General features: G+C 61.2%; 13 protein-coding genes. 8 read left to right on the plus strand and 5 right to left on the minus strand.

Annotated features, from left to right (window positions below; genetic code table 11):
* Positions 1–46: 46 nt before the first annotated feature.
* Together uvrD and B7L72_RS13375 are read left to right on the plus strand one after the other, a co-directional pair.
* Entirely contained in the window at positions 47–2,245 is a 2,199-nt protein-coding gene (gene uvrD, locus B7L72_RS13370) for a DNA helicase II (protein WP_081194945.1), read from the plus strand.
* Between the two features lie 125 nt (positions 2,246–2,370).
* A complete protein-coding gene (locus tag B7L72_RS13375) occupies positions 2,371–3,459 on the plus strand; it encodes a TRAP transporter substrate-binding protein (RefSeq protein ID WP_081195084.1) in 1,089 nt (362 codons plus the stop codon).
* A gap of 92 nt (positions 3,460–3,551) precedes the next feature.
* Here B7L72_RS13375 and B7L72_RS13380 read toward each other — a convergent pair whose 3' ends face one another.
* Positions 3,552–3,965 (minus strand): acyl-CoA thioesterase, encoded by a 414-nt coding sequence (locus B7L72_RS13380; RefSeq protein WP_016915475.1) that lies wholly within the window; start codon positions 3,963–3,965, stop codon positions 3,552–3,554.
* A 101-nt stretch (positions 3,966–4,066) separates the two neighbouring features.
* On the opposite strand from B7L72_RS13380, the gene B7L72_RS13385 reads away from it, so the two are divergent.
* From B7L72_RS13385 to cysZ, 6 genes are all read left to right on the plus strand, one after another.
* Positions 4,067–5,014, plus strand: a complete 948-nt coding sequence (locus B7L72_RS13385) for a PstS family phosphate ABC transporter substrate-binding protein (RefSeq protein ID WP_081194947.1) — start codon at positions 4,067–4,069, stop codon at positions 5,012–5,014.
* Positions 5,015–5,109: 95 nt separating this feature from the next.
* Complete coding sequence (locus tag B7L72_RS13390) at positions 5,110–6,228, plus strand: ABC transporter permease subunit (protein ID WP_081194949.1); 1,119 nt, start codon at positions 5,110–5,112, stop codon at positions 6,226–6,228.
* A complete protein-coding gene (gene pstA, locus B7L72_RS13395) occupies positions 6,228–7,637 on the plus strand; it encodes a phosphate ABC transporter permease PstA (protein ID WP_081194951.1) in 1,410 nt (469 codons plus the stop codon). Before B7L72_RS13390 ends, pstA begins: the two co-directional genes overlap by 1 nt.
* Complete coding sequence (pstB, locus tag B7L72_RS13400) at positions 7,631–8,443, plus strand: phosphate ABC transporter ATP-binding protein PstB (RefSeq protein WP_016915479.1); 813 nt, start codon at positions 7,631–7,633, stop codon at positions 8,441–8,443. The genes pstA and pstB overlap by 7 nt, the downstream gene beginning before the upstream one ends.
* A gap of 30 nt (positions 8,444–8,473) precedes the next feature.
* Positions 8,474–9,199 (plus strand): phosphate signaling complex protein PhoU, encoded by a 726-nt coding sequence (phoU, locus tag B7L72_RS13405; RefSeq protein WP_016915480.1) that lies wholly within the window; start codon positions 8,474–8,476, stop codon positions 9,197–9,199.
* Between the two features lie 70 nt (positions 9,200–9,269).
* Positions 9,270–10,016, plus strand: coding sequence for a sulfate transporter CysZ (cysZ, locus tag B7L72_RS13410; protein WP_081194953.1), 747 nt, complete (start codon positions 9,270–9,272; stop codon positions 10,014–10,016).
* 279 nt (positions 10,017–10,295) lie between these two features.
* Here cysZ and B7L72_RS13415 read toward each other — a convergent pair whose 3' ends face one another.
* From B7L72_RS13415 to ubiA, 4 genes are all read right to left on the minus strand, one after another.
* Entirely contained in the window at positions 10,296–10,604 is a 309-nt protein-coding gene (locus B7L72_RS13415) for a hypothetical protein (RefSeq protein ID WP_229800834.1), read from the minus strand.
* A gap of 329 nt (positions 10,605–10,933) precedes the next feature.
* Positions 10,934–12,229 carry a phosphate regulon sensor histidine kinase PhoR gene (gene phoR, locus B7L72_RS13420; RefSeq protein ID WP_081194955.1) on the minus strand — a complete coding sequence of 432 codons (1,296 nt, stop codon included), beginning with the start codon at positions 12,227–12,229 and terminating at the stop codon, positions 10,934–10,936.
* A gap of 2 nt (positions 12,230–12,231) precedes the next feature.
* Positions 12,232–12,921 carry a phosphate regulon transcriptional regulator PhoB gene (phoB, locus tag B7L72_RS13425; protein ID WP_016915484.1) on the minus strand — a complete coding sequence of 230 codons (690 nt, stop codon included), beginning with the start codon at positions 12,919–12,921 and terminating at the stop codon, positions 12,232–12,234.
* A gap of 96 nt (positions 12,922–13,017) precedes the next feature.
* Entirely contained in the window at positions 13,018–13,908 is an 891-nt protein-coding gene (gene ubiA / locus B7L72_RS13430) for a 4-hydroxybenzoate octaprenyltransferase (RefSeq protein WP_039179261.1), read from the minus strand.
* Positions 13,909–13,919 lie beyond the last annotated feature (11 nt).

Consider the following 13,919-nt stretch of genomic DNA (forward strand, 5'->3'; position numbering starts at 1 on the left):
GCTGTGCTAGACTGGTCGCCCCTTTTTTGAACCGGCAGCGGCTTATATGGACGACGTCACAGCGATACTCGATCATCTCAACCCGGCCCAGCGGGAAGCCGTCAGTGCGCCCCAGGGCAATCTTCTGGTACTGGCCGGCGCCGGTTCCGGCAAAACGCGTGTGCTGGTACACCGCATTGCCTGGCTGATGCAGGCCGAAGGGCTTTCCCCTTATGCGCTGCTGGCCGTCACGTTTACCAACAAGGCCGCCCGCGAAATGCGCACGCGTCTGGAAGCCCTGCTGGGCATCTCCATGCGCCATGTCTGGGTGGGTACCTTTCACTCGATCTCGCACCGGCTACTGCGCACCCATTGGCAGGATGCCCGTCTGCCCCAGCACTTTCAGATCATCGACTCCGATGACCAGCTGCGACTAATCAAGCGGCTGCTGAAAGATTACTCGATTGACGATGAGCGCTTCCCGCCACGCCAGGTGCAGGGGTTCATTTCTGGTTGCAAGGAAGAGGGCCTGCGACCCCATCAGGTGAACGTCAATGGCGATGCGTACCTCGCCCAGATGGTCGAGCTCTACGAGCGCTACCAGTTCACCTGCGAGCGAGGCGGGCTGGTGGATTTCGGTGAGCTACTGCTGCGCAGCCTGGAGCTGTTGCGCGACAACCCGCCGCTGCTGAACCACTATCGCGAGCGCTTTGGCCATGTGCTGGTGGACGAGTTTCAGGATACCAATACCCTGCAGTACGCCTGGCTCAAGCTGCTCACCGGCCAGCAGACCCCGATGACCGCCGTGGGCGATGACGACCAGTCCATTTACGGCTGGCGGGGCGCCAAGGTCGAGAACATTCGTCGCTTCGAAGAAGAGTTTCCCAACACTCATACCGTGCGCCTGGAGCAGAACTATCGCTCTACCAGCGCGATTCTGGAAGCGGCCAATACGCTGATCAGCCACAACAGCGAGCGTCTCGGCAAGAACCTATGGACCGATGGCGCCGAAGGCGAGCCTATCTCGGTGTATGCGGGGTTCAACGACCTCGAAGAGGCCCGCTATATCGTCGATACCATCAAGGAGAAGGTCAACGAAGGCTTCAACCGCCGGGACGTGGCCATCCTCTACCGTTCCAACGCCCAGTCGCGCCTGCTGGAAGAGACGCTGATTCGCCAGGGCATGCCCTATCGTATCTATGGCGGCCACCGCTTTTATGAGCGGCTGGAAATCAAGAACGCCCTGGCCTACCTGCGCTTGCTGCTCAACCGTGATGACGATGCCTCCCTGGAGCGCGTCATCAATGTGCCCACCCGAGGCATCGGCACGCGCACCGTGGAAATCGTCCGCCATCACGCCCGGGAGCAGAGCGTATCGCTGTGGCAAGCGCTGCACGACACCCTTCAGGATGGCACCTTGAGAGGCCGTGCAGGCAACGCCGTGCAGGCCTTTACCAACCTGATCGAGCAGCTGGACAACGACACGTCCGGGCTGCCGCTCCACGAGATCATCGACCACGTCACGGCACGCACCGGGCTGATCGAGCACCATCAAAGCGAGCGCGGTGAAAAAGGCCAGGCTCGGGTCGAGAACCTGGAAGAGCTGGTCAACGCGGCCCGGGCCTTTACCCATGGCGATGCCTTCGAGACCCCGGAAGCCGGAGAAGGCATGGCCGCGCTGGAAGCCTTCCTTTCGGAAGCCGCCCTCAACGCAGGCGACCATGAAGCCGAGGAGTTCGAAGACAGCGTGCAGCTGATGACCCTGCACTCGGCCAAGGGGCTGGAGTTCCCGGTGGTGTTCATTGCCGGGGTGGAAGAGGGGCTGTTTCCCCACAAGATGTCCGTGGAGGAGCCAGGCCGCCTGGAGGAGGAGCGCCGCCTCTGCTACGTGGGCGTGACGCGCGCCATGCAGAAGCTCTACCTGACCCACGCCGAGACTCGCCGCCTGCACGGCAAAGAGGTGTTTCCCCGCCCCTCCCGGTTTCTTCGTGAGCTGCCGCCTCACCTGCTGGAAGAAGTGCGTCTGCGCGGCCATGTCTCGCGCCCCGTGACCGCTTCACGGCCCAGCTTTGCCCAATCCAGCATCGAAAGCGACGGCGACCTGCCCGCCCTGCATGTCGGCCAGCGGGTGGGCCACCCGGTGTTCGGCGAAGGCATCATCCTGAACGCCGAAGGCGAAGGCGCTCGGGCGCGGGTACAGGTGAGCTTTGACGGCGAAGGCGTGAAGTGGCTGGTACTCGGGTTTGCCAAGCTCTCCCCCCTGTAACCCGTTGACCCGCCAGCAAGCGTGGGCACTTGCCCAATAAAACCTGCTTGGCGCATACTGGCAAGCGGACACTGCGCTCACTGCGCTTATAAAAAACATCCAATAATTTCGGAGTCATGCCCGCCATGCAACGCCGTCAATTCCTGAAAACCGCCGGCCTGGGTGCCGCCGGTGTCGCTGCTGCACCGTTCGTATCGACTGCCAGCGCCAGTGAAACCTATACCTGGGACATGGTGACTTCATGGCCCAAGAATTTCCCGGCTCTGGGCACCGGCGCCAATGACTTTGCTCGCCGTGTGGAAGAACTTTCCAACGGCCGTATGCGTATTCGGGTCCATGGCGCAGGCGAGCTGGTGCCTGCGCTGGAAGTCTTCGATGCCGTCGCCGCCGGCACCGCCGAGATGGGCCATTCCGCCTCTTACTACTGGCGTGGCAAAGTGGCCGCCTCCCAGTTCTTCACGGCGGTGCCGTTTGGCATGAACACCACCGAAATGAATGCCTGGTTGTACCATGGCGGTGGCCAGGAGCTGTGGGACGAGATCTACGCCAACCACAACCTCAAGCCCTTTGCCGTCGGCAACACCGGCACTCAGATGGCAGGCTGGTTCAAGAAAGAGATCAATTCGCTGGCCGACATGCAGGGCATTCGCCTGCGCCTGCCAGGCCTGGCCGGTGAAGCCATGAACGGTATCGGTGTCACCACCGTGAACATGCCGGGCTCCGAAATCTTCACTTCGCTGCAAACCGGTGTTCTGGATGCCGCCGACTGGGTAGGCCCCTACAACGACATGGCCTTCGGCCTGCATCAGGTGGCCGACTACTACTACACGTCGGTATGGAACGAGCCCACAGCGGCGCTGGAAGGCACCATCAACCTGGACGCCTGGAATGCCCTGCCGGAAGACCTGCAGGACGTGATTCGCGAAGCGGCACGTGCATCCAACCTGGCCATGATCAGCGAGTTCGCCTACCGCAACGCCCAGGCGCTCAAGACACTGGTCGACGAGCACGGCGTGCAGCTGCGCACCTTCCCGGATGACGTCATGGCCGCGCTGTACGAGTCCTCCAAAGAAGCCATTCAGCGCCAGGTCGATGGCGACGAAGAGTCGCGTCGCGTGTGGGAATCCTACTCGGCCTTCCAGAGCGTGCTGCGCCCCTTCAGTGACGTAGGCGAGTATGCCTACCTGAAGAGCCGCGACAGCGTGGGTGCCTGATCACCTTCGACTCAAAAGGGCGCCTCGGCGCCCTTTTTGTTATGACGCCTTTGTTATGACGCCTTTGTTATGACGACGGTGTCATGGCCACATCAGCTGTGAACCGCTCTGATCCGACCATTATCATCCAGCGCCACCATGACGAAACGCGCTTCGGTGACTTTCTGTCGCTCTTCGATGTGTCGGCCATGGGGTGGGCGCACCCAGACCTCCACGTCGATGCGGATCGAGCTGTGGCCAATATCCTGTACCTGGGTGTATACACTGACCATGGAACCCACGCGCACCGGGCTTAGAAAATCCATGGCTTCGATGGCAACCGTGGCAGTACGCCCGCCTGCCTCTCGGCCAGCGGCCAGCTCGGCGGCCTGGTCCATATGATTCACCAGCCAGCCACCGGGAATGTCCCCGTAGAGGTTGGTATCCTGACGAGAAGCCAGTAACTTTAACGTGAGCTGCCCTTGGGGGGCGGGAGCATCGTCCACATCGGAATCCAGTGGTGTCATGAGGTCGTCGCTTTGCAAGGTTATTGTTGTGGTCGGGCCTGGCGCCTGTTGCTGCACTGCAATAACAGGCTAGCACCAGTTAATCACAAGAGGAAAGGCGTTTGAAGAGCGACAGTGTACAGCGATGGAGACCTTACCGCCTACTGCTGGCAAGCTGGCTATGCTGCTTCAGCGCCTTTGCCTGGGCGCAGCCAGCGCCCATCAGCGGCACCCTGGGCGCCGTGGGTTCGGACACCATGGCCGGGCTGATGCTGCGCTGGGGTGAAGCCTTGAATGCGCGCTACCCCGATATCACTCTGCAATTTCAGGCGGGGGGGTCGGCCAGCGCCCCCACGGCCCTGGTGGCAGGCACCACCCGCATCGGGCCCATGTCGCGGGCCATGACCGAACGCGAGCGCCAGCAGTTCATCCAGCGTTATGGCTACCCGCCGCTGCAACTCAGCGTCGCCCGCGATGCCCTGGTCCTGGTGGTACATCGTCATAACCCGCTGGAAGCCCTGTCACTGGCGCAGGTAGATGCCATCTTCTCTACCACCCTCGCCTGCGGTGCCGATGCGCCTCTGCAGCGGTGGGCATCGCTGCTGCCCGCCACGGATTGGCCCTACGGGCACATTGCCCTGCATGGCAGAACCCTGGCCTCCGGCACCCAGGGACTGTTCCAGCAGCGCGCCTTGTGCGGCGGGCAGTTTCGCCGCGATATCAGCGAACACCCCGGTGCGGCAGCGGTGATTTCTGCCGTGGGTGAGTCGCCCAACGCCATGGGCTATGCCGGATACAACCACCTGACGCCCATGGTGCGCGCCGTGGCGCTGGCCGATGAGCAAGGCACCCCGGTAGAGCCCAGCGTGGCGAACATTCAAAAGGCCACCTATCCACTCTCCAGAACGCTGTATCTCTACGTCAATCAGCCCCCTGGCGAAGCGCTCCCAGCGGCCGAGCAAGCCTTTCTGGAGCTGGTCTTTTCAGCCGAAGGGCAGCAGATCGTGCAGGCGGCAGGCTTCGTGGCGCTTCCCGACCACCTGCGCAGCAGCCAAGCGTTGGATGAATAAACTGTCATCCAATTGTCACAAACAGGGCGTAGGGTAAGCTATTCTGGCCACAAACCCTTATTTTCATCACGGCACCTGCTTCGTATGATGTCGACATGACTCCTCCTCGGCTACCTGCTTCGCGTCAGCCGCTACGTTTGCTTCACGACCGTATTGCCACCGGACTGATTACGGCTGGCGGCATTGCTGTTTTGCTGGCGATCCTCGCCATTGGCGTCTTTCTGGTATGGGAAGCGCTGCCGCTGCTTGGTTTTGGCGAAGCGCTCTCCCTGGCCACGCTGTCGCCGCTCGCCTGGGGCACCCTCAAAGCTGCCCTGGCGGCCATGCTGTTTGCCACGCCCATTGCGCTAGGGGCCGCCATGTATTCGGCGCTGTTCATGTCGTCACGCCTGCGCAGCCGCATCAAGCCCGTGATGGAGTTGATGGAAGCAATACCCGGCGTGGTGATTGGCTTCATTGCCGGACTGCTGCTGGCCCCGTGGGTAGAGCGTCATTTGGCCAGCACCCTGCTCGTACTGGCCTGGCTGCCGCTGAGCGCAGCGCTGGCAGGTGCCCTTTGGCATATGGCCAGCAGCCGTTGGCGCCAGCGGCTGCCGCTGTCGTCGGCGGCACTGTGGCTGATACCGTGGCTCGCCTGCATGACCGCCCTGGCCCTGTGGGCGGCACCGCTCGCCGAAACCCACTGGCTGGGGGGCGACTTGCGTCTGTGGCTGGAGCAGCGCCACGGCATCGACTACGCCACTCGCAACGCCCTGATCGTCGGCATCGCCATGGGCTTTGCGATTATTCCCAGCATCTACTCGCTGGCCGATGACGCCCTGGCCGACGTGCCATCCACCTTGATGGAGGGCGCCCAGGCGTTGGGCGCCAGCCGCTGGCAAGCGCTGTGGAAAGTCGCCCTGCCCACCGCAGGCCCTGGCGTGTTTTCGGCGGTGATGATTGGCGCAGGCCGCGCCGTGGGCGAAACCATGATCGTGCTGATGGCCAGCGGCAACACCGCACTGTTCAGCGCCAGCCCCTTTGAGGGGCTACGTTCACTGTCGGCGTCGATTGCCATCGAGCTGCCGGAGGCCTCCCCCGGCGGCATGACCTATCACCTGCTGATTCTGGCGGCGCTGGCGCTGTTCATCTTCACCTTCTCGGTCAATACGCTGGCCGAAGTCGTGCGTCAGCGCCTGCGTCGGCGCTATCAGCGGCTGGGAGGCGCACGCTGATGGGCTGGCGAGCGCTGAGCTTTCGCCTGAACACGGCGGGCAACCGGCTGTGGCCTTGGCTATGTGCGGGTAGCGTGGCCCTTTCACTGCTCATGCTCGGGGCTTTGCTGGTACTGCTGACCACCAAAGGGTTAGGCCATTTCTGGCCCGCCGAGCTGGAGGAGGTCACCCTGCACAGCGGCGAAACGGTGATCGGCCAGCCGGTGCGCGAGGTGCCGCTACCCCATGCCCAAAGCATGGAGCGGCTCTATTTTACCGGCAACCGCGACCTCACGGGCGCCAGCTGGCGCTGGCTGGCCGTCGATCAAATCGCCCAGATCACCACACCTGCTGAGCTGATACGTCTGGAGCGCACCCCCTGGGGCGACTTTCTTGGCCGCCTGGATGCCATCGAAAGCGAAGGCCAGCGGCTGGAGGGCCAGCCAGCCAAGGAGTTCGTGCGCCAAGCCCTGATGCTGCCGCCAAACCAGCGCCCCGACGCCCAGCTGTTGCTGGAGGCCAATGGCAGGGTACAGCCTCAGCCGTTGGCGGGGATCACCCGCCTGCAAACCCCCAACGCCATGGCCTGGCATCAGAAGGTGGCGGCCTGGGGCGGGCGCGTGTGGCAGTTCCTCAGTGAGGGGCCGCGCGCGGCCAATACCGGAGGCGGCGTATGGCCGGCCATTTTCGGTACGCTGTTGATGGTGATTCTCATGTCCGTGATCGTCACCCCTTTTGGCGTGCTGGCGGCCATCTACCTCAACGAAATTGCCCACCAGAACCGCCTGACCCATCTGGTGCGTATCGGGGTCCGCAACCTCGCTGGCGTACCCTCCATCGTATATGGCGTGTTTGGGCTGGGGGTGTTCGTGTACGGCATCGGCGGCTCCATCGACAGCTGGTTCTTCGAAGACGAACTGCCATCACCGACCTTTGGTACCGGCGGGCTGCTGTGGGCATCGCTGACCCTGGCACTGCTGACCCTGCCGGTGGTGATCGTGGCCACGGAAGAGGGCCTGGCACGCATTCCCGATGCCCAACGTGAAGGGGCCGTGGCGCTGGGGGCGACCCGCCTGGAGATGCTCACGCGCATCGTGCTGCCCATGGCCATGCCCGCCATGCTGACCGGGGTGATTCTGGCCGTGGCGCGGGCCGCTGGCGAAGTGGCCCCGTTGATGCTGGTGGGCGTCGCCAAGCTGGCTCCGCAAATGCCCCTGGACGGCGAGTTTCCCTACCTGCACCTCGAACGCAAGTTCATGCACCTCGGCTATCATCTATTTGATACGGCCTTCCACGGTGAAGACGTACAGGCCGCGATCCCCCTGGTGTTTGCCACCGCGCTCCTGCTGGTACTGATTGTGCTGGTGCTTAATCTAACTGCCATATTTCTGCGTCATTATCTAAGGCGTCAACGAGGAAACGAATGCTAGCGTTATCGTCCGCCAACACTGCTCAACCGCCGGTGACGCGCTTCTCAGCCGACGCCCGGTGCCTGAGCATCCACCAGTTCAACCTCGCTTATGCGGGGAAACCGGCGTTGCGTGACCTGACGCTCGACGTACCTCGTCACCGGGTGACCGCGTTCATCGGCCCCTCGGGCTGCGGGAAGTCCACGCTGCTACGGGCAATCAATCGGCTTCATGACTTGAACGAGTCCGTGACCCACGATGGCCATATCTACCTGGAAGAGCAGGACATTCATGCGCCACGCATGAACGTGACCGAACTCAGACGGCGGGTAGGGATGGTGTTTCAGACGCCCAACCCGTTCCCGATGTCGATCTACGAAAACGTGGCCTTTGGCCTGCGCCTGCAAGGGCGCCTGCCCAAACGCAAACGCGACGATATCATCGAGTGGGCGCTGACATCGGCCGCTCTGTGGGATGAGGTCAAGGACCGCCTGCACCGTTCGGCCTGGCAGCTCTCCGGCGGGCAACAGCAGCGCCTGGTGATTGCCCGGACGCTGGCCGTTCAGCCGGATGTCCTGCTGCTGGACGAGCCCGCCTCGGCCCTCGACCCTATTTCGACCCTCAAGATCGAGGAGTTGATACGCAACCTGAAGTCCCAGCTCACCCTGGTGCTGGTGACTCACAATATGCAGCAGGCCGCGCGGGTTTCCGACTACACGGCCTTTTTGCAAAACGGTGAACTGATCGAATATGGGCCCACGGATCAAGTGTTCACCAACCCGCGTCTACAACGCACCGAAAATTACATTACCGGCCGCATGACCTAGGCCCCATCGACGATACGTCAGGAGTGCTCAATGGATATCACGAGCGAGACACACAGCCAACACATCTCTCGCCAGTTCAACCAGGAGCTGGAAGAGCTGAAGACCCACCTGATGGCCATGGGCGGTCTGGTGGAAAAGCAGGTGCAGGATGCGGTGCATGCTCTGCTGGAGGGCGACAGCCGCCTGGCGGAAAAAGTGCGCGACAATGACCGTCAGGTCAACGACCTGCAGCTGCAAATCGACGACGAGTGCACCCGAGTGCTGGCTCGCCGTCAGCCGGCGGCATCGGACCTGCGGCTGGTACTTGCGGTCATCCGTGCCACCTCGGACCTGGAGCGAATCGGCGACGAAGCCAGCAAGATTGCCCGCAATGCGCTGCTGTTAAGTGAAAACAGCGGTGCCATTCGTGGCTTGGTAGAAGTCCGCCATATCAGCGAGCACGTGCGCAAGATGCTGCGTGACGCCCTGACCGCCTTCGCCCGCTTCGATACCGAGCTGGCCATGCAGGTCGTTCGCGAAGACGAATCGGTGGACGACGAATACGGCAGCGCCATGCGCTCGCTGATGACCTTCATGATGGAAGACTCGCGCTCCATCAGCTCGGTGTTGAGCATCATGTGGGTGCTGCGCGCCCTGGAGCGGGTGGGCGACCACGCCAATAACCTGGCGGAATACGTGGTGTACCTGGTGAAAGGCCTGGATATTCGCCACAGTGACCCAGACACCCTGGAACAGAAGGTCATGAAAAAATCTTGACCTGGCCGTCAAACCCTCCTGCAATACGCCCAGACCATTGTCTGGGCGTTTTTTTAGGGAGTAATGTCGCGTGAATGCACTCAACGCATTGGGGCAAGGCACCCGCCTGGTGTATCAGCCCGGGCTAAGGCGCTATGTTTTTCTACCCATTCTGGTCAATCTGCTCGTGTATACGGGTATGGTTTACGTGGTCTTCACACGCTTTTCGGGCTGGCTGGAGAGCAGCATGGCCATGGTGCCTGGCTGGCTGGAGTGGTTGTCGTGGCTGATCTGGCCGCTATTCTTCATCAGCTTGCTGGTGGTGATCTTTTTTAGCTTCACCCTGGTGACTCACCTGATCGCAGCGCCTTTCTATGGGTTTCTGGCGGCTCAGGTAGAGCGCCAGGCCACCGGGCGCGAACCGCTGGATGACCGAGGGCTGGCCAAAACGGCGCTGGACGCCGTGGGTCGAGAGCTGGTCAAGCTGAGCTATATCCTGCCGCGCATGGCCGTATTGTTCCTGTTCAGCTGGGTTCCCGGCTTGAACGTCTTCGCGCCCCCCTTGTGGGCGCTCTTTTCTGCCTGGGTCATGGCCATTACCTATCTGGATTACCCGATGGATAACAACAAAGTGTCGTTCAAGGAGATGCGCAGCAGGCTTTCACGGCGCTGGTGGCCGAGCATGACATATGGTGGGCTGGTCATGCTCATCACCTGGATCCCCTTGGCCAACCTGTTCCTGATTCCAGGCGCCGTCGCAGGCGCAGTCCTCATGTGGGACCGCCACTATCGTGGCACACCGGACACGCGGGATAAGGCGGCAGGCTCGGCGCTCTGAATCAGAGCCACTCATCACAGGGCCGCCCATATAGCAGGTACCAAAAATTAGACCCCGCCAGGCGGGGTCTCGACCACTCTTACTTTTAAACGATACTGACTGCTGGCTTCCTCTCCGTTTGCGGGACTCCAACCCTGGAATTTACCCTGACCAGTGTCTTGACCGTTTTCTGATTCATCCTTGAATCGATGAGCATCCTTGCTATGGGACATCCTTGCCCCTTATTTGCTCAACCCTAAGCGTAAGAGTTTTTTTCAGCTTTGAAAAGGATTGTTACGTTTAGCTGCCGCTATTTTCTTCTACCACATCTTCCGGGGTGTACTCGGCACCACCACTCATGTTGGTGGAGTCCGGCTCATCCACAACGTCGGGGCCTTGTGTGCCGTGATCCGTCGTCAGGTCTTCGGTGTCGTAACTGCCCGGCTCAGCCGTACCAGACTGTGTGTTCATGGGCTCATCTTCGACGGTTACATCCTGATTCTGGTCGATGGATGAGTGATCCGTGGTGTCTGCAAAAGCCAGTGGGCTTGCCATCAGGCCAAAAGAAACACCTAAAATACCAGCTTTCTTGAGTAGTTCCTTGGACATCATATTCCGCCTCCTCGATCGCTGTTGATACCGCATAGTTAAGGAAGAGTGACTTCATGTCTTACCAGTTCCTGCGGTAATCTTCCTTGCCTAGAACATTGCATACGTTGTGCCACGCATGCCAAAAATCAAAAAAATTATTTATTATCAATAATTTAAAAAACAAGGATAGTATAAAGCATGGGCTCAGGGGGTCATGACCACGCCTTTGAGGTGGTTAAAAATGACACATGAGTGATGTGTGACCAGAGCTCTATGCCAATATGGCACACTTATACAGGGGTTGTGCAGGAAGCGGATAAGGAGGAGCGCAAAGCGTCATCGAGCCCTCAAGCCGGGCCGCTGACTCGCTTGGCAGGGAAGACACAGCGAAAGGATGCCCCCTCGCCAGGATGTGACTCTATGTTGAGCTGGGCCTCGTGGCGCAGCAGCACGTGCTTCACGATGGCCAGGCCCAGACCCGTCCCTCCTGTTGCCGTACTACGCCCTTTATCCACTCGATAGAAGCGCTCGGTCAGGCGGGGGATATGCACCGGATCAATGCCATCGCCATCGTCCTCGACCTCGATACACCCGCTGCCGTTGGCGGCCACCGACCAGCGCAACGTGATCTGACTGCCTTCCGGGGTATAGCGCACGGCATTGAAGGCTAGATTGGAAATGGCGCTGCGCAGCTCCTGCTCGCTGCCGATCAAGCCAGCGTCGCTCTCCAGAATGACCTGCACACTGTGCTGCTGCCTGGAGAGCGCCAGGGCGTCTCGGCGAATGCTGTCGAGCATGGGGCCTACGGCCAGCATCTGGTGATCATCGCCTCCCTGGTCGATTTCCAGCCGTGACAGCAGCAGCAGGTCGTTGACCAGATTCTGCATCCGTCGCGTCTGCTCCTCCATCTGTACGATCCCTTTACCCAGGCGGGGAGGCAGCAGCTCCTTGAGGTCGCCGTAGGTTTCCAGGTAGCCCGACAGCACGGTCAGCGGAGTGCGCAGTTCATGGGAGACGTTGGCGACGAAGTCACGCCGCATCTGCTCCAGGCGGTGCAGACGCGTAATATCACGGGCCATGACCAGCCGCTCGTCATCGCCGTACAGAGTGATCTGATACTGGAGGATGCGCCGCTCGTCGATCGGCGAGGTCAGCGTCAGCGGCTCGCTGTAGTCGCGGGCATTGAAGTAGCTGATGAAGCGAGGGTCGCGCAGCAGGTTGGTGATGTGCTGGCCACGATCGTGGGCGGTTTGCAGCCCCAGCATGTCGGTGGCCGCGCTGTTCCACCACTCCAGGTCGCCGTGGCGGTCCAGCATCACCACGCTATCGCGCATGGCTTCGGAGGACTCCTGAATTCTCGCCAGCGTCGCCCGTAAACGACTTTGGGTAATGCGCTGGCTTTTCTGGTAGCGATAGAGGCGGTCGAACAGCTCCCCCCACATGCCCTTGGCCGCCGGGGGCTCATCGTGGGGGTGAAGCGTCAGCCAAAGGAAGAGCGCCCGAAACTGACGCAGATGATAGACCAGACAAAACAGCAGCCCCGCCGCCAGCCCGACGCCAGGGTAATCCACCAGCCATCCCAGGCAGAGGCCCAACAGGGCCAGCCAGATGATGCGCCAGATCTCACGGCTCCACAGGCGCACGCTTACACTCGCGCAGAGAACCGGTACCCGGTACCGCGCACCGTTTGAATCAGATTTTGATGAGGCTCGCCCAGCGCTTTACGAAGACGACGAATATGCACGTCCACCGTGCGCTCTTCCACGTAGACGTTGCCACCCCATACCTGGTCAAGCAATTGGCTGCGCGTGTAGGCGCGCTCCTGATGGGTCATGAAAAACTGCAGCAGACGATACTCGGTAGGCCCCATTTCCAGCGCCTTGCCATGGGCGCTGACCCGGTGGCTCACAGGGTCCAACAGCAGACCATTGATTTCGATGGGGTCTTCCACGCCACGCGGCGTGGCACGGCGCAGCACGGCCTTCAGGCGGGCCACCAGCTCACGGGGGGAAAAGGGCTTGGTGATATAGTCGTCGGCACCCGCTTCCAGGCCCTGGATCTTGTTGTCCTCTTCGCCCTTGGCCGTCAGCATGATGATCGGCAGCTCGGCGGTGGCTTCTTCGCGCTTCAACCGACGGGCCAGCTCGATGCCGCTGGTGCCCGGCATCATCCAGTCCAGCAGCAGCAGGTCGGGCTGGTGGTCGACGACCATGGCGTGGGCATCCTGGGCGTTGTCCGCTTCAAGCACGCGATAGTCAGCCATTTCCAGCGCCACGGCGATCATTTCGCGGATAGGCGCCTCATCATCGACGATCAGTACGGTCTTGGCGGTCATTCCAGGGCCTCACGGTGCTCTATACAGGAAAGTTCAATGACATGCGTGTGACGATAACACCATGACTTGATGACAGTTCCATGACACACAATCAATTTAGCCCGCCACCGGCCACCAGCTCAAGGCAATACCTGCAAAGACCAGCAGACCCGACCAGTGGTTGTTCAGGAAGGCCTGAAAACAGCGGTCACGATCACGCCCGACGATCAGCCACTGCTGGTACACGAACGTCGCCGCCATGCCCAGCAACCCCAGCCAGAAAAAGCCCCCCAGCCCGACGCGCAGCGCAACCCAGCTCAGCAGGGCCAGCACGCTTGCCTGCAGCAGCCCGATGATCAACCGGTCAGCACGGCCAAACAGCACGGCGGTCGACTTGATACCGATTTTCAGATCATCGTCACGGTCGACCATGGCGTACTGGGTATCGTAGGCAACGGTCCACAGCAGGTTGGCACTGAACAGCAGCCAGGCTTCCAAAGGCACGTGGCCCAATACCGCGCCAAACGCCATGGGAATGGCCCAGGAAAAGGCCGCGCCCAGCACCACCTGCGGGAAGTGGGTGTAGCGCTTCATGAACGGATACACGAAAGCCAGCAGCACGCCGCCCACCGACAGCAGCACGGTGAACCAGTTAGTCAGCAGCACCAAAATGAAGGCAGCGGCGACCAGCGCCACGAACAGCAGCTGGGCTTCGGTTTCGCTGATGCGTCCCGTGGCCATGGGGCGCTGGCGAGTACGCTTGACGTGGCCATCCACATGGCGGTCGGCATAGTCGTTCACCACGCAGCCCGCAGCACGCATCACGTAGACACCGGCAATGAAGATGATCAGCACGGAGCGACCCGGCACCCCTTCTGCAGCCACCCACAGCGCCCAGAGCGTCGGCCACATGAGCAGCCAGGTACCAATGGGCCGATCCAGGCGCATCAGCTGAAGAAAGTCTGCCAGCCGGGCCCAACCCGTTGGCCGCAATAGAGAACGGTCCATGCTCATGCTTA

It is taken from the genome of Halomonas sp. BC1 (assembly GCF_002078135.1).
Taxonomy (GTDB): domain Bacteria; phylum Pseudomonadota; class Gammaproteobacteria; order Pseudomonadales; family Halomonadaceae; genus Vreelandella; species Vreelandella stevensii.

What these genes read in the sequence shown, in the direction of transcription:
- uvrD (WP_081194945.1), top strand. Translation starts at nt 47, where the DNA reads ATGGACGACGTCACAGCGATACTCGATCATCTCAACCCGGCCCAGCGG.
- B7L72_RS13380 (WP_016915475.1), bottom strand. Translation starts at nt 3,965, where the DNA reads ATGACACCACTGGATTCCGATGTGGACGATGCTCCCGCCCCCCAAGGG.
- phoU (WP_016915480.1), top strand. Translation starts at nt 8,474, where the DNA reads ATGGATATCACGAGCGAGACACACAGCCAACACATCTCTCGCCAGTTC.
- B7L72_RS13415 (WP_229800834.1), bottom strand. Translation starts at nt 10,604, where the DNA reads ATGTCCAAGGAACTACTCAAGAAAGCTGGTATTTTAGGTGTTTCTTTT.
- B7L72_RS13375 (WP_081195084.1), top strand. Translation starts at nt 2,371, where the DNA reads ATGCAACGCCGTCAATTCCTGAAAACCGCCGGCCTGGGTGCCGCCGGT.
- phoB (WP_016915484.1), bottom strand. Translation starts at nt 12,921, where the DNA reads ATGACCGCCAAGACCGTACTGATCGTCGATGATGAGGCGCCTATCCGC.
- ubiA (WP_039179261.1), bottom strand. Translation starts at nt 13,908, where the DNA reads ATGGACCGTTCTCTATTGCGGCCAACGGGTTGGGCCCGGCTGGCAGAC.
- B7L72_RS13390 (WP_081194949.1), top strand. Translation starts at nt 5,110, where the DNA reads ATGACTCCTCCTCGGCTACCTGCTTCGCGTCAGCCGCTACGTTTGCTT.
- pstB (WP_016915479.1), top strand. Translation starts at nt 7,631, where the DNA reads ATGCTAGCGTTATCGTCCGCCAACACTGCTCAACCGCCGGTGACGCGC.
- pstA (WP_081194951.1), top strand. Translation starts at nt 6,228, where the DNA reads ATGGGCTGGCGAGCGCTGAGCTTTCGCCTGAACACGGCGGGCAACCGG.